The 18,517-nt window shown below is 47.8% G+C and carries 17 protein-coding genes; 13 read left to right on the top strand and 4 right to left on the bottom strand.

What is annotated here, in order from left to right; translation table 11 throughout:
• The first annotated feature begins 25 nt into the window (after window positions 1-25).
• The 7 genes from BQ7367_RS04040 (at window position 26) to BQ7367_RS04005 (ending at window position 10,223) form a co-directional block, all read left to right on the top strand.
• Window positions 26-913 (top strand): RpnC/YadD family protein, encoded by an 888-nt coding sequence (locus tag BQ7367_RS04040; RefSeq protein WP_235837533.1) that lies wholly within the window; start codon window positions 26-28, stop codon window positions 911-913.
• A 552-nt stretch (window positions 914-1,465) separates the two neighbouring features.
• Window positions 1,466-4,624, top strand: a complete 3,159-nt coding sequence (gene ileS / locus BQ7367_RS04030; RefSeq protein WP_072524314.1) for an isoleucine--tRNA ligase — start codon at window positions 1,466-1,468, stop codon at window positions 4,622-4,624.
• 1 nt (window position 4,625) lies between these two features.
• Window positions 4,626-7,100 (top strand): glycogen/starch/alpha-glucan phosphorylase, encoded by a 2,475-nt coding sequence (locus BQ7367_RS04025; RefSeq protein WP_072524313.1) that lies wholly within the window; start codon window positions 4,626-4,628, stop codon window positions 7,098-7,100.
• 54 nt (window positions 7,101-7,154) lie between these two features.
• The gene (locus BQ7367_RS04020) at window positions 7,155-7,949 is read left to right on the top strand and encodes a hypothetical protein (protein WP_072524312.1); all 795 of its coding nucleotides are present in this window, start codon (window positions 7,155-7,157) and stop codon (window positions 7,947-7,949) included.
• Window positions 7,950-8,005: 56 nt separating this feature from the next.
• On the top strand, window positions 8,006-9,001 hold the full coding sequence (locus tag BQ7367_RS04015) for a SpoIID/LytB domain-containing protein (protein ID WP_072524311.1): 996 nt from the start codon (window positions 8,006-8,008) through the stop codon (window positions 8,999-9,001).
• Between the two features lie 76 nt (window positions 9,002-9,077).
• Window positions 9,078-9,839 (top strand): M23 family metallopeptidase, encoded by a 762-nt coding sequence (locus BQ7367_RS04010; RefSeq protein ID WP_072524310.1) that lies wholly within the window; start codon window positions 9,078-9,080, stop codon window positions 9,837-9,839.
• A 126-nt stretch (window positions 9,840-9,965) separates the two neighbouring features.
• A complete protein-coding gene (locus BQ7367_RS04005) occupies window positions 9,966-10,223 on the top strand; it encodes a GIY-YIG nuclease family protein (RefSeq protein WP_072526056.1) in 258 nt (85 codons plus the stop codon).
• Window positions 10,224-10,334: 111 nt separating this feature from the next.
• On the opposite strand, the gene rbr is transcribed toward BQ7367_RS04005, so the two are convergent.
• From rbr to BQ7367_RS03990, 3 genes are read right to left on the bottom strand one after another with little or no spacing between them, the layout of a single operon-like run.
• Entirely contained in the window at window positions 10,335-10,871 is a 537-nt protein-coding gene (rbr, locus tag BQ7367_RS04000) for a rubrerythrin (protein WP_072524309.1), read from the bottom strand.
• A 41-nt stretch (window positions 10,872-10,912) separates the two neighbouring features.
• Entirely contained in the window at window positions 10,913-11,455 is a 543-nt protein-coding gene (locus tag BQ7367_RS03995) for an NADH peroxidase (protein WP_072524308.1), read from the bottom strand.
• Window positions 11,456-11,490: 35 nt separating this feature from the next.
• The gene (locus tag BQ7367_RS03990) at window positions 11,491-11,886 is read right to left on the bottom strand and encodes a Fur family transcriptional regulator (RefSeq protein WP_072524307.1); all 396 of its coding nucleotides are present in this window, start codon (window positions 11,884-11,886) and stop codon (window positions 11,491-11,493) included.
• A 379-nt stretch (window positions 11,887-12,265) separates the two neighbouring features.
• Between BQ7367_RS03990 and BQ7367_RS03985 the strand changes: the two genes are divergently transcribed.
• From BQ7367_RS03985 to BQ7367_RS03975, 3 genes are all read left to right on the top strand, one after another.
• The gene (locus BQ7367_RS03985; protein WP_072524306.1) at window positions 12,266-13,357 is read left to right on the top strand and encodes a C40 family peptidase; all 1,092 of its coding nucleotides are present in this window, start codon (window positions 12,266-12,268) and stop codon (window positions 13,355-13,357) included.
• Window positions 13,358-13,469: 112 nt separating this feature from the next.
• The gene (locus tag BQ7367_RS14430; protein WP_072524305.1) at window positions 13,470-13,709 is read left to right on the top strand and encodes a hypothetical protein; all 240 of its coding nucleotides are present in this window, start codon (window positions 13,470-13,472) and stop codon (window positions 13,707-13,709) included.
• A 145-nt stretch (window positions 13,710-13,854) separates the two neighbouring features.
• Entirely contained in the window at window positions 13,855-14,064 is a 210-nt protein-coding gene (locus tag BQ7367_RS03975; RefSeq protein ID WP_072524304.1) for a DUF1858 domain-containing protein, read from the top strand.
• Window positions 14,065-14,173: 109 nt separating this feature from the next.
• Here the strand turns inward: BQ7367_RS03975 and BQ7367_RS03970 are convergent, their stop codons facing one another.
• Window positions 14,174-14,890, bottom strand: coding sequence for an adaptor protein MecA (locus tag BQ7367_RS03970; RefSeq protein WP_072524303.1), 717 nt, complete (start codon window positions 14,888-14,890; stop codon window positions 14,174-14,176).
• Window positions 14,891-15,284: 394 nt separating this feature from the next.
• On the opposite strand from BQ7367_RS03970, the gene BQ7367_RS03960 reads away from it, so the two are divergent.
• From BQ7367_RS03960 to BQ7367_RS03950, 3 genes are all read left to right on the top strand, one after another.
• Complete coding sequence (locus BQ7367_RS03960) at window positions 15,285-15,539, top strand: hypothetical protein (protein WP_235837532.1); 255 nt, start codon at window positions 15,285-15,287, stop codon at window positions 15,537-15,539.
• 100 nt (window positions 15,540-15,639) lie between these two features.
• Complete coding sequence (locus BQ7367_RS03955) at window positions 15,640-17,673, top strand: glycosyl hydrolase family 18 protein (RefSeq protein WP_072524300.1); 2,034 nt, start codon at window positions 15,640-15,642, stop codon at window positions 17,671-17,673.
• 79 nt (window positions 17,674-17,752) lie between these two features.
• Complete coding sequence (locus BQ7367_RS03950; RefSeq protein ID WP_072524299.1) at window positions 17,753-18,487, top strand: N-acetylmuramoyl-L-alanine amidase; 735 nt, start codon at window positions 17,753-17,755, stop codon at window positions 18,485-18,487.
• The last annotated feature ends 30 nt before the right edge of the window (window positions 18,488-18,517 follow it).

Raw genomic sequence — 18,517 nt, 5'->3', positions numbered from 1 at the left:
AAAAAGATTTATAATGGAGGTACAGATGGAAACAGGCAATTACAACAGAATATCGGATCAGGTGAACCGGGAGTACAAAGACAGGCTCTTCTGCAAGGTCTTTGAGAGGAAAGAGGATCTGCTGGAGCTCTATAATGCGGTGAACGGTACGGATTATAAAGATCCGGAGGCACTGGAAGTGAATACACTGGAGGATGTGATCTATCTGGGAATGAGAAACGACCGGTCATTTCTCATTGACGGGACGATGAACCTGTACGAGCATAACAGCACCCAGTGCCCGAATCTTCCCCTGCGGGGGCTGTTTTACTTCAGCAGACTTTATGAAGGTTATGCAGAGTCACAGAAGATCCGCATTTACGGGCGGACCCGGATCAAACTGCCCACGCCACAGTTTATCGTATTCTATAACGGCACGGCCGCAGAGCCGGACAGATCGAAGCTGAAACTTTCCGACGCATATGTACAGAAGGACAGGGAGCCGGCTTTGGAATGCACGGCAGTGATGCTCAATGTCAACTACGGCCACAATAAAACGCTGATGGACAGATGCGGGAAACTGAAAGAATATGCAATCCTTGTTGCCGGGGTCAGGGAGAAGATCAGAAACGGGCGGCCTCTGAAGGAAGCAGTGGCGGAGACAGTAGACGAGTGTATTGAGAAGAATATCCTGAGCGATATCCTGATGAAGAACAGAGCGGAGGTCATAGGGATGATTTTGACAAGTTTTGATCAGGAAGAATATGAAAAGACGATACGGGATGAAAGTTATCAGGAAGGAAAAAAAGAAGGAAAGACTTCACTGGTGGCAGCTATGCTGAAAAGAGGCATGTCTCCGGAAGATATAAAAAAATACTCCGGGGTTTCTGATGAGCTGCTTGAAAAGGCAAAAGAAAGACTGCAGAAAGGCTGATTTCTGCCTCTTGACTAATCAGGAGTTTCTACTTATAATATGTCTGTGCATAAAATTTACACTGAAAAGGCGAAAACGGAGACAGTAGTGGCTGTTTGAACGTTCCAGCGAGCCGGGGAAGGTGGAAGCCCGGTACAAGTAGAAGGTTATCAAAGATCACTCCCGAGCCGCGGCATCCGAAATGACCAGGCGACAGTGCCGCCCTGACAGAATAAGAGCCGACGTCAGTCCCGCGTTAAGGGGCGCCATATACGGATCCCTGTACACAGGCCATGGCGGGGCAGCCATATGACAGATGAGCGGCGGCCGGCAGCACGGGATGAGACAGAGTATCCAAGTATGTTGTAACAGGTGGTAAAACGAGAGAACCAGGCTTTCGTCCTATTACAGGACGAAAGCCTTTTTTATCATATGAAACGGCCTTCCGGGCTGCTTTATATGATAAAAAGCCATCCAGGATTCTTTCCGATGCCTGCTGTTTCCATCCGGGACACATTCCGGTACGGGAACGAAGTATCGGGACATAAAAAATGAACAGAAAGGAATGGAAAAATGTACAAGAAAGTTCCCACTGATATGAATTTTGTCGGACGAGAGAAAGAAGTTGAGAAATTCTGGGATGATAATCACATTTTTGAAAAAAGCATGGAAGAGCGGGAAGGCTGTCCAAGTTATGTATTCTATGACGGGCCGCCGACTGCCAACGGAAAGCCCCATATCGGTCATGTGCTGACCCGTGTCATCAAGGACATGATTCCCAGGTACCGTACCATGAAGGGATATATGGTGCCCCGGAAGGCAGGGTGGGATACACACGGCCTGCCGGTGGAGCTGGAGGTGGAAAAGTCTCTGGGCCTGGACGGAAAAGATCAGATCGAAGAGTATGGACTGGAGCCATTTATCGGGAAATGTAAGGAAAGTGTCTGGAAATACAAAGGCATGTGGGAGGATTTTTCAGCAACTGTAGGATTCTGGGCTGATATGGAGCATCCATACGTGACCTATCATAATTCCTTTATTGAGTCTGAATGGTGGGCGCTCAAGAAGATCTGGGAGAAAGGGCTTCTGTACAAGGGATTCAAGATCGTGCCCTACTGCCCCCGCTGCGGGACACCGTTGTCTGCCCAGGAGGTAGCGCAGGGATATAAGGATGTAAAAGAGCGTTCCGCCATCGTGAGATTCAAGGTAAAGGAAGAAGACGCATATATCCTGGCATGGACCACCACGCCCTGGACGCTTCCGTCCAACCTGGCACTCTGCGTGCATCCGAAGGAGGATTACGCGAAAGTAAAGGCGGCGGACGGTCATACGTACTATATGGCCTGCGCGCTTCTGGACACGGTGCTCGGCAAGCTGGCGGAAGACGGGAAGCCGGCTTATGAGATTCTTAAGACTTATAAAGGGACAGAACTGGAATATAAAGAATATGAGCCGCTCTTCCAGTGCGCGGCGGACGCTGCCGCGAAGCAGAATAAGAAAGCCTTCTATGTCGTATGTGACGAGTACGTTACACTGACGGATGGTACCGGGGTCGTCCATATCGCGCCTGCTTTTGGTGAAGATGACGCCAATGTAGGAAGGAAGTACGATCTTCCTTTTGTCCAGCTGGTGGATGAAAAGGGAAACATGGCAGAGTCTACTCCTTTCGCGGGTCTGTTTGTGAAGAAGGCGGACCCGGAAGTGCTGAAGGATCTCGACGCGAGAGGTCTGCTCTATGACGCGCCGAAGTTTGAGCACAGCTATCCCCACTGCTGGAGATGCGACACACCGCTGATCTACTATGCCCGTGAGTCATGGTTTATCAAGATGACCGCCGTGCGGGATGACCTGATCGCCAACAACAATACCATTAACTGGATCCCGGAGAGCATCGGCAAAGGCCGCTTCGGCGACTGGATCGAGAATGTCCAGGACTGGGGCATCAGCCGGAACCGCTACTGGGGAACACCTTTGAATATCTGGGAGTGCGAGTGCGGGCACATGCATTCTGTCGGCAGCATCGCCGAGTTAAAGGAAATGTCGGATAACTGCCCGGATGACATCGAGCTGCACCGTCCGTATATTGATGAAGTTACGATCAAATGTCCGAAGTGCGGCGCTCAGATGCACCGGGTGCCGGAGGTCATTGACTGCTGGTTTGACAGCGGTTCCATGCCTTTTGCACAGCATCACTATCCCTTTGAGAATCAGGAGCTGTTCGAGAAAGAGTTCCCGGCGGACTTTATTTCCGAGGCGGTGGATCAGACGAGAGGATGGTTTTATTCTCTGCTGGCGATCTCCACTCTGATCTTCAACAAAGCGCCCTATAAAAATGTCATTGTCCTGGGGCATGTACAGGATGAAAACGGCCAGAAGATGAGCAAGTCCAAGGGGAACGCGGTAGATCCTTTTGATGCTCTGGAGAAATACGGAGCAGACGCGATCCGCTGGTATTTCTATGTCAACAGTGCCCCCTGGCTGCCTAACCGGTTCCATGGGAAGGCAGTCGTGGAAGGACAGAGAAAGTTCATGGGGACGCTCTGGAATACTTACGCGTTTTTTGTGCTCTACGCGAATATTGATAATTTTGACGCCACAAAATACACACTGGAATATGATAAATTGACGGTAATGGATAAATGGCTTCTGTCCAAGATGAACACCATGGTAAAAACAGTGGACGGCGACCTTGCCAATTACCGGATCCCTGAGGCGGCCCGCGCGCTGCAGGCGTTTGTGGATGACATGAGCAACTGGTATGTCCGCAGGAGCCGTGAGCGCTTCTGGGCAAAGGGGATGGAACAGGATAAGATCAACGCGTACATGACACTGTATACAGCCCTCGTCACCGTTTCCAAGGCGGCGGCGCCCATGATCCCCTTCATGACAGAGGAGATCTATCAGAACCTGGTGCGCAGCATTGATCCGGACGCGCCGGAGAGCATCCATCTGTGTCTCTTCCCGGAGGTGAAAGAAGAGCAGATCGACAGAGAGCTGGAGCAGGATATGGACCGGGTGCTTAAGCTGGTGGTCATGGGGCGCGCCTGCAGGAACGCGTCCAATATCAAGAACCGCCAGCCCATCGGCCAGATGTTCGTGAAAGCGGATTTTGTCCTTTCTGATTTCTATCAGGATATCGTGGCAGATGAACTGAATGTGAAGAATGTTAAATTTACGGACGATGTAAGAGATTTTACTTCATATAGTTTTAAACCACAGTTAAAGACAGTGGGGCCGAAATATGGTAAAATGTTAGGTGGCATCAAAGCGGCCCTTGACAATATAGACGGAAACGCGGCCATGGATGAGATCAATGCCGCGGGAGCCCTGAAACTTGACGTGAACGGACAGGAGATCACCCTTTTTAAGGAGGATCTGTTGATCGAGACCGCCCAGGTGGAGGGGTACGTGTCTGAGAATGATAACGGCATCACGGTAGTTCTGGATACAAACCTGACACAGGAACTTCTGGAGGAAGGGTTTGTCCGGGAGATCATAAGCAAAGTACAGACAATGAGGAAAGAGGCTGACTTTGAGGTCATGGACCGGATCCGCGTGACTTACAGCGGAAGCGGGAAGGCAGAAGAAATCTTTGAGAAATACGGCACTCAGATCAGCGGGGAAGTCCTCGCGGACGAGATTGTGAAAGCAGAGCCGGCAGGCTTCGTAAAGGACTGGAAGATCAACGGTGAAGCGGTTACAATGGGTGTTGAGAAAGAAGGAGATCAATAACATGTACAGCAAAAGATTTGATAAAGAAGCTTTTAAGGAGTCGGTCAGAGAAAATGTAAAGACTCTTTACAGAAAGACCATTGATGAGGCCACCCGGCAGCAGCTTTTTCAGGCAGTGTCCTACTCAGTGAAGGAAGTCATCATCGATGACTGGCTGGCGACCCAGGAGGCTTATGACAAAGCGGACGCGAAGATCGTTTATTATATGTCCATGGAATTTCTTATGGGGCGTGCCCTGGGGAACAACCTGATCAATATGACCGCATACAAAGAAGTAAAAGAAGCCCTGGCGGAAATGAACATTGATCTGAACGCGATCGAAGATCAGGAGCCGGATCCGGCGCTTGGAAACGGAGGGCTGGGACGTCTTGCGGCCTGTTTTCTGGATTCGCTGGCCACATTGAATTATCCGGCTTACGGCTGCGGCATCCGTTATCGGTACGGCATGTTTAAACAGAAGATCGAAAACGGCTATCAGGTAGAGGTCCCGGATAACTGGCTGAAGGAAGGAAATCCTTTTGAACTGCGCCGGGATGAGTATGCGAAGGAAGTCCGTTTCGGAGGAAATATCCGTTTTGAGAAAGATCCGGAGACCGGAAAAGATATCTTTATCCAGGAAAATTATGAGTCGGTTCTGGCGATACCCTATGATATGCCGATCGTGGGATATGGAAACCATGTAGTGAACACGCTGCGTGTATGGGACGCAAAGGCGATCACAGACTTTAAGCTGGATGAATTTGACAGAGGAAACTACCACAAGGCTGTGGAGCAGGAGAACCTTGCGAAACTGATCGTCGATGTACTTTATCCCAATGACAATCATTACTCAGGCAAGGAACTTCGTCTGAAACAGCAGTATTTCTTCATATCTGCGAGCCTCCAGGCAATGATCTCGAAATATAAGAAGAAACATGACGATATACGCAAACTTCATGAAAAAGTGGTCATTCAGATGAATGATACTCATCCGACAGTGGCCGTGCCGGAACTGATGCGCCTGCTTATCGATCAGGAAGGGCTGACATGGGAAGAGGCGTGGGATGTTACATCAAAGACCTGTGCCTATACAAACCATACGATCATGGCAGAGGCTCTGGAGAAATGGCCGATCGACCTGTTTTCCCGTCTTCTTCCGCGTATCTATCAGATCGTACAGGAAATCGACCGCCGGTTCCTGATCCAGGTGCGCCAGATGTATCCGGGCAATGAGCAGAAGGTAAAGAAAATGGCCATTCTCATGGACGGACAGGTGCGCATGGCGAATATGGCGATCATAGCAGGTTTCTCCGTGAACGGCGTGGCAAAGCTTCACACAGAGATCCTGAAGACTCAGCAGCTGAAAGACTTCTATGAAATGATGCCGGAGAAATTTAACAACAAGACAAACGGCATCACCCAGAGGCGTTTCCTGGCACATGGCAATCCTCTGCTGGCTGACTGGATCACGGCAAAGATCGGGGACGGCTGGATCACGGATCTGTCTAAGATCTCGGATCTGAAACCTTATGTAGATGATGAGAACGCAAGGCGTGAATTTATGCAGATCAAGTATCAGAACAAAGTCCGTCTCGCGAAATATATTAAAGAACACAACGGAATTGATGTTGATCCCCGCTCCATTTTTGATGTGCAGGTGAAACGTCTCCATGAATACAAACGTCAGCTTCTCAATATCCTGCATATTATGTATCTGTATAATCAGATCAAGGAGCATCCCGAGATGTCCTTCTATCCCAGGACATTTATTTTCGGAGCAAAGGCGGCAGCAGGATATCTCAGGGCCAAGGAGACGATCAAGCTGATCAACTCCGTGGCGGATGTGGTCAACAATGACCGAAGCATCAATGGGAAACTGAAAGTTGTATTTATTGAGGACTACCGGGTGTCCAACGCGGAGATCATTTTTGCGGCAGCGGATGTCAGTGAGCAGATCTCTACTGCGTCCAAGGAGGCTTCCGGAACCGGAAACATGAAGTTCATGCTGAACGGGGCTCCCACGCTGGGGACCATGGACGGCGCCAATGTGGAGATCGTCCAGGAGGTGGGCGAGGAGAACGCCTTCATCTTCGGGCTCAGCTCAGAGGAAGTCATCAATTATGAGAACAACGGCGGCTACAATCCCACAGATATCTATTTCAATGACTGGGAGTTAAAGCGCGTAGTTGACCAGCTGATGGATGGGACTTACTCACACGGCGACCATAATATGTACAGAAATCTCTACAATTCTCTGCTCAACACACAGTGTACAGACAGGGCGGATACCTACTTTATCCTGAAAGATTTCCGCTCCTACGCAGATGCCCAAAAGAGAGTGGAGGAGGCTTACAGAGACCAGCAGAGATGGTCCAGGATGGCTATGTTGAATACCGCGTGCAGCGGAAAGTTTTCTTCAGACAGGACCATTGAGGAATACGTCAGGGATATCTGGCATCTGGAGAAAGTGGATGTTCCGTCCGGACAGGAAGAATAAGGATGTGCCAGGCCCCGGTCTCGCGGGGAGGAAAACAGAAAGGAGGCTGAAAATATGAATTTTGAGTATACCTATGAATATGATTATCCGATGGGCAGCGGCAGCGACGCGCTTGCGGCCGCGATCCTGTCTATTTATCTGATCGTGCTCACAGTGGCACTGATCTTTGTACTGGTAGACTATATTTTCCATTCGGTAGGTCTTTACACGATCGGAAAGCGTATGGGGAAAAATAATTCCTGGCTGGCATTTGTTCCGTTCGCGAGGGACTATTTTCATGGCGAACTGGCAGGAGAAATTTCACTTAAAAGCAGGAAGATCAAGAACCCGGGCATATGGAACCTGATCCTTCCGATTGCCTATGGAGTGATAACAAGCGTGTTCGTCGCTGTAATAGTCGGAGCCATTGTCTTTGGAGCTTTTGCTGTGGGCAGAGGTTCCGGCGGAATAGGAGCGGGCAGCATTATGCTGATCCTGCTGCTGTATCTCTTTATGATCGCACTGCTGCTGGTATATGCAGGAATCCACAGTACACTTACGATTTTGATCAATACACAGATCTTCGAGAATTTTACCACTCACAATATGGCTATCGTACATTCTGTGCTCTCGGCGATCATACCGTTCTATGGCGCCTTCTGTATGTTTGCCATGAGAAATAAACCTTTTAATCCCGGAATGGAGCCCAGACTGACACCTCCGGAACCGCCGGTACCACCTGCGCCTCCGGTCCATCCGGAAGGAAATCCGGAACCGTCTGCGCCTCCGGTCCATCCGGAAGGAAACCCGGAACCGCCTGCGCCTCCGGTCCATCCGGAAGAAAGTCCGGAGCCGCCGGAGAATCCATAAACAAAGGTATGACACAGAACAGCCCTTCATATGATGAAATATGGAGGGCTGTTTTTATGAATCGATATGTGATCAGGCAGAAATTCCGGTCTTTGGCCGCTTTTCTTACTATTCTGATCCTGCTTCCTTATATTGTCTCTGTATTTGTAAACGGAGCGGATGTGACCACGGAAGACGGAGGTTCTTTTTATGTAAAGGTGTCAGATACAGAGGAAACGGATAAAGTGACAGAGATCGGATGGACAGAATACCTGACAGGGATCCTTGCCGGAGAAGTTCCAAAAGACTGCGAAACGGAAGCTCTGAAGGCACAGGCGGTGCTGATACGTACCCAGCTTTACCGCAGCCAGGACACAGGCACTTCGGACAGCGGGGAACCAAAGGTACTGGACATGGAGTATCTGACCTGGGAAGAGATGCAGAAGAAATGGGGAGCAGAAGATTTTGAAGAGTACTATCAAAAATATGTCCGGGCGGTGGAGGAGACAGATGATACAGTGCTTCAGTACAATGGAACATACGCGTGGACTCCTTTTCATCAGTCCAGCTGCGGAAAGACAAGGAGCGCCGCGGAGGCGTTGGGGACAGAGGAGTATCCCTATGTAGCCGTCCGGGAATGTCCGCTTGACAAAGAAGCGGAAGATGAGATCCAGATATTTTCCTTTACATACGAAGAGATCCAGGAGCTGTGCAGAGATTTCCTTGTGGCGGCCAGTGACGGAGATCAGGCGGAAAAAGGATACACTTTTGCTGATTTTGAGATCCAGTCCAGTGATTCTGCCGGCTATGTACAAAGTCTGAGGATCGGGAATACCATATGTACGGGGGATCAGTTCCGGGACGCGCTGTCGCTTCCGTCCAGCGCGTTTTCTTTCAGCGAAGAGGAAAAAGGCATCAAGATCACGACAACAGGAAAGGGACATGGACTGGGAATGAGTCTGTGGACTGCGGACAAAATGGCGGAAGAAGGAAAAACATACGAAGAGATCCTGGATTTTTTCTTTGAAGGGACCGAGATAAGAAAAGATATCCAGGAAACAGAAGTATTTTAACGCGGAGGGAAATCTTTTCAATATGCAGAATAATACAGGCGCTTTCTGGCAAAAATATAGCCAGAGGTGATGATAAATGAACAAGAATGAAAAACCCTCATTCCTTAAAGGAAAGGGCGCCGCGGTCGGCATCGTGATCTGTTTTGTCGCGGTCATAGCGTTAGTTGGAGCATATACCTTCAGTAATTACCGCAGGGATATCAAAGAACAGATGGCGAAGGCGGACGAGCAGGCAGAAAAGCTTACAGAAGAAAATACAGAGGAGACGACAACAGATGATATCGTGCTCCCGGAGGCAGACGAGGATACATCAGATGAGAGTGAGGATCTGACAGAAAGCAGCCAGGAGGCAGATATACAAGACAGCGCTGCCGGAGATCTGAAGAATGCGGAAGTGACCGGTACAGATACATCAGGCGTATGGTTCAGTGAGGAGAGTACTCTGGCGTGGCCGGCCAGCGGAGCGGTGATCATGGGATACAGCATGGATCAGACAGTATTTTTTCAGACATTGGAACAGTATCAGTATAATCCGGCAATGATCATCGGCGGCGAAGTAGGCGAGACAATCGGCGCATCCGCTGCCGGTATCGTGACTAATATTGAAGAGACCGCGCAGACAGGGACAACGGTTACCCTTGATATGGGAAATGGGTATACTGCCGTATATGGTCAGCTGACAGATGTTCCCCTGGCCGTGGGCGATTATGTCAACGCCGGAGAGACGGTCGGAAACCTGAACGAACCTACCAGATATTACAGCGTGGAAGGACCAAATCTGTATTTTCAGATCCTCAAAGACGGATCACCGGTGGATCCGATGAACTTCATGGAATAAGACTGCCGCGTATAAAAACGGAAACAGGTGGAACCGGGAGAGGAAATTTTCCCGGTTCTGCCTGTTTTTATTTTCCGGATTCTGCCGTATATGATATTATATAAGTATCGAAAGAAGGAGCAGAATATGAAGTATACTTATATGGTCCGCTGCCATGACGGAACATTCTATACTGGATGGACCAACGATCTGGATAAAAGGATAAAAGACCACAATGAGGGAAAAGGCGCGAAGTATACCAGATCCCGCCGGCCGGTCACTCTTGTATATTGGGAAGAATTTATGACAAAAGAAGAGGCCATGCGCAGAGAGTGGGCGATCAAGCACATGAGCCGCGCGGAAAAATTAAAGTTACTGGAGGCAGGATCCTGTCAGACAGGATAAAAAATTCCCGGATCATTTACCATATCAGAAAGGCATCCTGCAGGAGCAAAATCTTTCTGAATAATAAATGATCCGGGAACGAAAGATCAATAATTTCTGAAAAAGTGTTTTTTAGTAATTTTCAGCCTTTCTCTCAAAGTAGGCTCTTGGATGAGCGCATACCGGGCAGATTTCCGGAGCTTCGTCGCCCTCGTAGATATACCCGCAGTTGCCACATTTCCACCCAAGGGGAGCCTCATCCTTAAAGGTCTTGCCCTCGCGGTAGTGGTCCAGGAGTCTTTGATAACGTTTCTCATGAGCCGCTTCTACTGAAGCGACACCGCGGAACTTCGCGGCAAGCTCCGGGAAACCTTCTTCTTCGGCCTCCTCAGCCATCCTCTTATACATGTCTGTCCACTCATAGTTCTCACCGGCAGCCGCGTCCGCCAGATTTTCCTCTACGTTTCCGATGCCGTGGAATTCTTTGAACCACATTTTAGCGTGTTCTTTTTCCTGATTCGCGGTCTCTTCAAAAATATTTGCCATCTGTACAAAACCGGCTTTTCTGGCCGCGGAAGCATAATAAGTATATTTGTTGCGGGCCTGTGATTCACCGGAGAACGCCTCCATCAGGTTTTTTTCTGTTTTTGTTCCAGTATATTTGGACATATTGTATCCTCCTGATTATATTCTATTATGAAATACAGGGTTTAGCCAAAATATCTCTTGAGAAGTCCCTCAAATGCTTTTCCGTGACGGGCCTCGTCTCTTGCCATTTCATGAACGGTATCATGGATCGCGTCAAGGTTGGCGGCTTTCGCGCGTTTTGCCAGGTCAAATTTGCCTGCTGTAGCGCCGTTCTCAGCGTCTACACGCATCTCAAGGTTCTTCTTTGTGCTGTCTGTTACGACCTCTCCAAGCAGTTCAGCGAATTTCGCGGCGTGCTCAGCCTCTTCGTAAGCAGCTTTTTCCCAGTAAAGTCCGATTTCCGGATATCCTTCTCTGTGCGCGACTCTTGCCATAGCCAGATACATGCCTACTTCAGAGCACTCGCCCTCAAAGTTTGCTCTCAGATCAGCAAGGATGTCCTCGCTTACGCCCTGTGCCACACCGACAACGTGCTCAGCGGCCCATTCTCTGTCGCCTGTCTGCTCTTTAAATTTCTCAGCCGGTGCGTGGCAAACCGGACATTCTGCCGGAGCAGCTTCTCCTTCGTAAACATAACCGCAAACTGTACATACCCATTTTTTCATGATGTTTCTCTCCTTTTCTTTTTGAACTTTTATTGTTATGACTTTTTAATGCAGTCACTGCATTCACCGTAAAACAGCGTGGTGCTGGATGTGATGACGCCATCGAAGTTTTCCGCCGCAAGGCGGTTGACTTCTTCAAGGCTGTGCATATCGATATCCAGATCCAGTAATCGTCCGCACTTCGTACAGAGAAAATGATTGTGCGGCTCAAGTCTTCCGTCAAATCTGTCTCCTCCGTCAGGAGTAGATATCTTTACCGCTTCTCCGATATCTGTGAGAAGGTTCAGATTCCTGTAGACAGTTCCAAGACTGATATTGGGAAATTCCTGCTTCACATGCATATATATCGAGTCAGCAGTAGGATGTTCCTTCGTTTCCATTAAGTAATGACGGATGCATTCTCGCTGTCGGCTGTACTTTAATGATGCCATCGGGAATCCCCCTTTCATTTCTAAATGAGAACAGTTATTAAAATAATAACAATAACAATTACTGTAATTAAAATATAATACTTAATCTGTGTTTTGTCAACTACTATTTTAAAAAAATAGAAAATGATATTTTTATAAATTATATAATGAAGGAATATTTGTACTAAAATATTACAAAATAATTAATAAAATCACGGCCGGAAAGGTTGTATAAGAGGATTTTCGGCAATGTATGTCAATGAATGTCGATGAAAACATTGTGAAATCAGTTGACATCACACATTTGTATTGATATAATACCAACGTAACAAATTTAACAAATGTGTAACATTTAGAACTTCCTACAAAAGATAAAGACATACGATGAAGGAGGTTTTATATGGATAAAACACACATTAAGCAGAAACTGGTCATTTCTGTCCTGGCAGGCATGACCATGATCCCGGGGAGCGCGCTGAATGTTATGGCAGCAGAAAATACAGAAGAGCAGCCATTTATTCAGGCGGCAGGGATTGAATCGGTGCTGGAAGAATGTTATGAGACAGAAGTAAAAAACAATATAGATCTCTATCTGGTACCAACAGAAGAGGGAGAGTATCTGAATATGGCATTTTCTGATACAGGAGATTATACTTATATCAGAAGTGCTCCGGATGACAACAGCGACTGGATCGGGAAGCTTTACAGTGACTCCGCGGCTCAGGTGCTGGAGTATCTGGATGGCTGGACGAAGATCCGGTCAGGTGCTGCGGAGGGGTACGTACCTTCCGAAGCCCTTATTACGGGCGAAGAAGCTAAGGCCTGTGCCCGGGAGTATGAAAATAATACAGTTACAGTCACTGCCTATGTTCTCAATGTACGGGACGGGCAGGGGACGGATGCCGACATCCTGACGCAGATCGAGATGGATGAGCAGTATGAAATGACCGGTGATCCGGTAGACGGCTGGTATCCTGTGAAAGTGGGAGATATTGACGGCTGGGTGTCCGGCAGCTATGTAACCTGTGAGACTTCCTATTCCTACGGGGAGACAAAGGAAGAGGAAGAAGAGCGTATCGCGGAAGAAAAAGCCCGCGAGGAGGAGGCCCGGGCCGCCGCAGAAGCCCAGACCGCGTCGGCTGAGGCGGCGGCAGCAGGGCAGGCTGTTATAGACTATGCCTGTCAGTTTATAGGGAATCCTTATGTCTGGGGCGGGACAAGCCTGACGAATGGGGCGGACTGTTCCGGGTTTGTCCAGTCGGTATACGCGCATTTTGGTATAAGCCTTCCGAGGACCACATATGATATGGTAAATTCGGGATATGCGGTCAGCTACGAAGAGGCGCTTCCGGGAGATCTGATCCTGTATGACGGACATGTGGGTCTGTATATGGGAGATGGAAATATTGTCAATGCCATGAATGAGGCGGACGGCATTGGGATCTGCAGCGCTACTTACGCGCCCATCATTGCTGTAAGGCGTGTACTCTGATAAATATTTAAATACAAATTTGATAAAAACGGGAAAACTGTATTTCAGTTCTGAGGTGCGGGATTCCCGTTTTCGACATAAAGCGGAAGATGAATAAGCAAAATGCACAAAAATGTTTTTATTTGTAAAAAAGCGTCGAAATAAAAAAGCAGGAAGTTTTCAACTTATCCACATAGAAAAGTATGAAAAACGTGGAAAAGGTAAGGATTTCCACAAAGTTATCCACATTATCCACACAAAAACACATGGTTTTGGTGAATTATTCACCGGCGGAAAAAGAACGGACGTTTTGGGGATTTGTTATGAAAATGTAAAATTGTCGAAAAAAATCGGGTTGATTCTTGACTTTTAAGTATTCAAAAAAACAAAAATATTTAAGGGAACCTGTCAGAAAATTCAGATAAGCAGAGCATTTCCCGGTTGATAATTTATTCAACAGGGATTATAATAAAATCCACTGAGAAATATCAATTTATAATTTTAAGGAGGAAATAGAAATGGCACAGATTTCTAAAGATACAAAAATCGGCGAACTTCTCAACATTTTTCCGGAATCCGCTCCGATCCTGATGGAGATCGGCATGCACTGTCTCGGGTGCCCTGCTTCCCAGATGGAGACACTGGAAGAAGCGGCCATGGTACATGGTATTGACAGCGCTCTTCTTGTAGAGAAGATTAACGCGGCGATGACAGCCGCAGGAAAATAAGACAGGCTGTAAGTTTTTGGAGAAATATAAAAAGTCCCGGAGAGCTTCCGGGACTTTTTGCGTGTACGGACACGTATATCTTCAATTAAGATGAAATCATGCAGACATATTAAAGTACAGACAACTTCTGTATGGCATCCGCTGAAATAATGATCCTTAAGTGCTCTTCGAGATAAGCAAGGACAGCCGGATCTGCCTTTTCAGGTGAGGCATATTCAGAAAGCATATTGCAGATCTTGTTGAATTCGTTGGCGGAGTGAGCAGAGGGCGCCAGTGCCAGAAGAAACATACTGTTTCCTTCGTCTTTATATAATGTATTCGCCCCTCTGTAGACCGGGGACAGAAGCCGCGCGGCTCTGATCACGCTGTCCAGTGTCTCAAAAGAGAAAAGGCGGACAGTAAACTCGGGCGCGGCGGTCTCTTTTCCGGCTGTATTGGTACCTGCCGCTGCTTCTTTTACCTTATTTAACAGATTCAGGAATTCATCCGCTCCCTGGAGTTTCTCTACAGAGTCCATATTAACGGGCTCTGTATCATTTTCGGGAGTGAATTTTGAAAACCGTGTATCCAGCTCTTCCGGATCTTCGACTTTTGTTATGATAAGGACGATAGAATCCGCGGAAGAGGGGATAGCCTCGATCATCAGAGGAATATTTTCCGCTTCAAATCCGAAATCAAAAGAAGCCTGCTGCATCATATCACGAAATAAAGATTTTGCTTTCTCAGTGCCATAAGCCAGCTCGCTCAGTTTCAGATGGCGGGCTGCCAGATCGGCATGTGTCAACGTACAACGAATCTGATTTTCATTGAGTTTCTCAATCTTCATATAATCACATCCTTATACTCTATAAGATAATATGCGTATCATTTAAAATTAGATACACATTCTCAACATTAGTATAAACAAAAAATAATTGGATGTAAAGAAAAACGGGATAACTTATCAACAAATCTACAGCCTTTATGAACAAAAAACACATTGCAAAGACTCCGGCGTATCCATATAATGGCACTTACAAAAGACAGTATCCACTGATAAATAAATCAAAGAGAGAAGGGAGGAAAGATATTTTTTATAGAAACCCGATAGAAAGAATCCGCCGCGGATTTGCTGCCTTTTGTCCCGCCACAGGTCCGAAGTATGTCACGAAGGTTTCCTTATGGTATGCGGCGGGAACAGCTATTTATCATGATCCGCGGGGAAAGGAGTAATACGCCGAGTGGAAGAAAAAAATTACAGAGATTTATTTACGGAACTGGAGAGCTATGAAAGAAAGGGTATTTATATGTCTCTGGACGGATACCGGGCCAGCGCGCTCCAGATCGTGACAGCATGCATGATGAAAGAAGAAGGGTCATATATGCGCGACTATATTATAAGCAGGGAGGGAAACATAGAGGCGCTCACATTTACTGATATCAATGAATGCAGGCAGGAAGAGATGCCCCTTTCGAAAGCCGGACTGAAATTATAACTGTATTTTCCTGATGCCGCTTAAAAAATCGAGAAACAGGCAAATTATTAATGACGTATAATAAAAATATGTTATAATAATGCCTGATAGGAGGTGCGGCATGGACGAAAGAGAAAGAAGGGACGCGGTTTCCAGGCGGACCGGAAGTTCCGGAACGCGCAGAAGGCGTCCTGACGGAAGCGCCCAGAGGCCGGAAGGCAGAAGCGGACAGAGACCGGAAGGCGGTTATGGAACAGGCAGGCAAAGACCGGGAACAAGATACTCTGCTTCAAACAGAAAGAGACCGGGCGGCCGGGGTTCGGACCCGAACAGACAATCCCTGGCCAGAAGAAGCAGCAGAGCACGGAGAAGGAGACGCAATACAGTAATACGGTGGCTGCTCCTCATTGTGCTGATCATAGCGGCGGCCGGAGGATTCCTGATCTGGCAGCGGTACGGTTCATCAAATGAGAAAGCCGACCTGGAACAATATTATGAGCTGGAAGCGGAAAACGATATCGCTGTGGTGATCAACAATGAGGTTGTCAGAAGAAGTGACGGGGCAGAGGACGGACAGACTGAAGATGCGCCGGCTCCGGGAAAGATATATGATGGACAGTATTACATTGAATATTCTGTTGTAAGAGACCGGATCAATAAAAGGTTCTACTGGGACTCAAACGAGAATGTCCTGCTGTATACCCTGCCGGAAGGCAGTGTTTCGGTAGAAGTGGGCAGCAGTGAATATACAGATATATCGGAGAAGAAGAGCGAGGATTATGTAATACTCAAAACGGAAGGCAAAACCGCGTATATTGCCCTTCCATTTATCCAGGCGTATACAAATATGGAGTACACGGTTTATGATGATCCGGCAAAAGCTGTGATCACGTCCCAGTGGGGAGAGACAGAGACCGCGGTACTCAGACGGGATACCCAGGTCCGTTATCAGGGCGGAGTTAAAAGCCCGATCCTTACGGAAGTGAAGAAGTCGGATAAAGTCACAGTGCTTGAAGACGAGGATGACTGGATGAAAGTCGGGACGGAAGACGGGTTTATCGGATATGTCAAGACCAATAGTCTGAAAGATATTGCTACGGAGACGACATCGAGAGAATTTGAAGAACCGGTATACACCAATATTACAAAAGACTATACTATTAACATGGCATGGCATAACGTGACCAATACAGATGCCAACAATTATGTCCTGACGACCATCGCCAGCACCAAGGGCCTGACGACCATCGCACCCACATGGTTCAGCCTTGCGGATACAGAAGGCAATGTAAGCTCTATCGCGGATGCGGATTATGTGAACTATGCCCATCAGTCTAACCTGGAAGTGTGGGCCGTACTCCGGGATTTCCATGGAGGGATCAACTCCTATGACGAGACTTACCAGGTGCTCAGCTATACATCAAAACGTACGAAGGTGATTAATCAGGTGATCGCCGGAGCACTGGAAACCGGAGTGGACGGCATTAATCTGGATTTTGAGCTGGTGTCCACGGACTGCGGGGAACATTATATCCAGTTTGTCCGGGAGCTGTCGGTGAAATGCAGGCAGAACGGGCTCGTGTTCTCGGTAGATAATTATGTGCCCCAGCCATATAACGAGCATTACGACATTGAGGAACAGGGGAATGTGGCAGATTATGTGGTGATCATGGGATATGATGAACACACGGACGGTTCCTATGAAGCGGGTTCGGTGGCCTCTATCGGTTACCTGGAAAACGGGATCGCGGACGCGTTAGATTCTGTTTCCGCGGACAAGCTGATTGCCGGAGTTCCGTTCTTTACGCGGTTATGGTTTGAGACGCCGAAGACAGAGGCTGAACTGGCTGAGCAGGAGGGCACGGAAGCGGCGTCCTATCCCAATAATGTTTCAAGCTGGGCCTATGGCATGACAGAGGCAGCGGATCTGCTGTCCTCCTTAGGAGTTCAGGCACAGTGGGATGACACGACAAAGCAGAATTATGCTGAATGGGAGGCCGACGGGGGAACATATAAAATCTGGCTGGAGGACAGCCAGTCACTGGAAGAGAAGCTGAAAGTGATCAAGGCCAACAACCTGGCAGGCGTTGCTGAGTGGTGCCTTGGAATGGAAGGTTCCGGTGTCTGGGATCTGATCCTTCAATATGTAAACTGATCCGTTGGATCGGACTGTAGAAAACTGAAAGAAATATCCTCTTTTTGCATATAATCAGATGTGGAAGGAGGATATTTTTATGAGGAAAAAGATCGGGGCAGCAGTGGCGGCAGCAGGACTTCTGGCGCTGATCCTCGCGTGCCGCGCGGCGGGAACATTTTTACTGGAAAAAATGGAGGAAGGACAGAACGCTAAAGATACAGCTGCCGGAGTTGCCGGAGATTCTAAGGGAAACGGAAACTCCGGAGCTGATGGACAGATTGTTCTGCTGGATCCCGGCCACGGAGGGATCGATGGAGGAAAGGTCGGAACAAACGGGGCAGAGGAGAAAGATGTAAATCTGCAGATATCTCTAATCCTTAAAGAACTGCTGGAGCAGGAAAATATTCCTGTTCTTATGACAAGAACAGAAGATGAAAGACTTGGGACAACACAGGTGGAGGATCTCAAAGAAAGGGTCAACATTATGAACAGTAAAAAGCCTGTGCTGTCTGTGAGCATACATCAGAACAGCTATCATGAAGAAAGTGTGCATGGAGCACAGACGTTTTACTACACGGATTCGCAGGAGGGAAAGAAAGCGGCAGAGATCATCCAGTCGGCATTAAAAGAGATTGACCCGGAAAATACGAAGCAGGCCAAAGCAAACAGTACATACTATATCCTGAAAAAGACGGAGGTCCCTGTGGTTATCGTAGAATGTGGTTTTCTCAGCAATTATGAGGAGGCGGAAAATCTGACCGATGAAGAGTATCAGAAGAAGCTGGCCGAAGCCGTGTCAAACGGGATCCGGCAGTATATAAACGAAAGATAAAAGAGTTTTTTTTTAATACAAATAATGGTA

Origin of the sequence: Clostridium sp. Marseille-P3244 (assembly GCF_900120155.1) — a bacterium.
Classification (GTDB): Bacteria; Bacillota; Clostridia; order Lachnospirales; family Lachnospiraceae; genus Mediterraneibacter.
The sequence above is the reverse complement of the archived record's forward strand: the minus strand, read 5'-3'. Positions and strand labels throughout refer to the sequence as shown.

Bases quoted from the DNA above. Each gene is read 5' to 3' on its own strand.
- BQ7367_RS04005 (WP_072526056.1), top strand. From the start codon at position 9,966: ATGAAGTATACTTATATGGTCCGCTGCCATGACGGAACATTCTATACT.
- BQ7367_RS03990 (WP_072524307.1), bottom strand. From the start codon at position 11,886: ATGGCATCATTAAAGTACAGCCGACAGCGAGAATGCATCCGTCATTAC.
- BQ7367_RS04025 (WP_072524313.1), top strand. From the start codon at position 4,626: ATGTACAGCAAAAGATTTGATAAAGAAGCTTTTAAGGAGTCGGTCAGA.
- BQ7367_RS03970 (WP_072524303.1), bottom strand. From the start codon at position 14,890: ATGAAGATTGAGAAACTCAATGAAAATCAGATTCGTTGTACGTTGACA.
- BQ7367_RS04020 (WP_072524312.1), top strand. From the start codon at position 7,155: ATGAATTTTGAGTATACCTATGAATATGATTATCCGATGGGCAGCGGC.
- BQ7367_RS14430 (WP_072524305.1), top strand. From the start codon at position 13,470: ATGTTTTTATTTGTAAAAAAGCGTCGAAATAAAAAAGCAGGAAGTTTT.
- BQ7367_RS04015 (WP_072524311.1), top strand. From the start codon at position 8,006: ATGAATCGATATGTGATCAGGCAGAAATTCCGGTCTTTGGCCGCTTTT.
- BQ7367_RS04040 (WP_235837533.1), top strand. From the start codon at position 26: ATGGAAACAGGCAATTACAACAGAATATCGGATCAGGTGAACCGGGAG.
- BQ7367_RS04010 (WP_072524310.1), top strand. From the start codon at position 9,078: ATGAACAAGAATGAAAAACCCTCATTCCTTAAAGGAAAGGGCGCCGCG.
- BQ7367_RS03950 (WP_072524299.1), top strand. From the start codon at position 17,753: ATGAGGAAAAAGATCGGGGCAGCAGTGGCGGCAGCAGGACTTCTGGCG.
- rbr (WP_072524309.1), bottom strand. From the start codon at position 10,871: ATGTCCAAATATACTGGAACAAAAACAGAAAAAAACCTGATGGAGGCG.
- BQ7367_RS03985 (WP_072524306.1), top strand. From the start codon at position 12,266: ATGGATAAAACACACATTAAGCAGAAACTGGTCATTTCTGTCCTGGCA.
- BQ7367_RS03955 (WP_072524300.1), top strand. From the start codon at position 15,640: ATGGACGAAAGAGAAAGAAGGGACGCGGTTTCCAGGCGGACCGGAAGT.
- BQ7367_RS03975 (WP_072524304.1), top strand. From the start codon at position 13,855: ATGGCACAGATTTCTAAAGATACAAAAATCGGCGAACTTCTCAACATT.
- BQ7367_RS03995 (WP_072524308.1), bottom strand. From the start codon at position 11,455: ATGAAAAAATGGGTATGTACAGTTTGCGGTTATGTTTACGAAGGAGAA.
- ileS (WP_072524314.1), top strand. From the start codon at position 1,466: ATGTACAAGAAAGTTCCCACTGATATGAATTTTGTCGGACGAGAGAAA.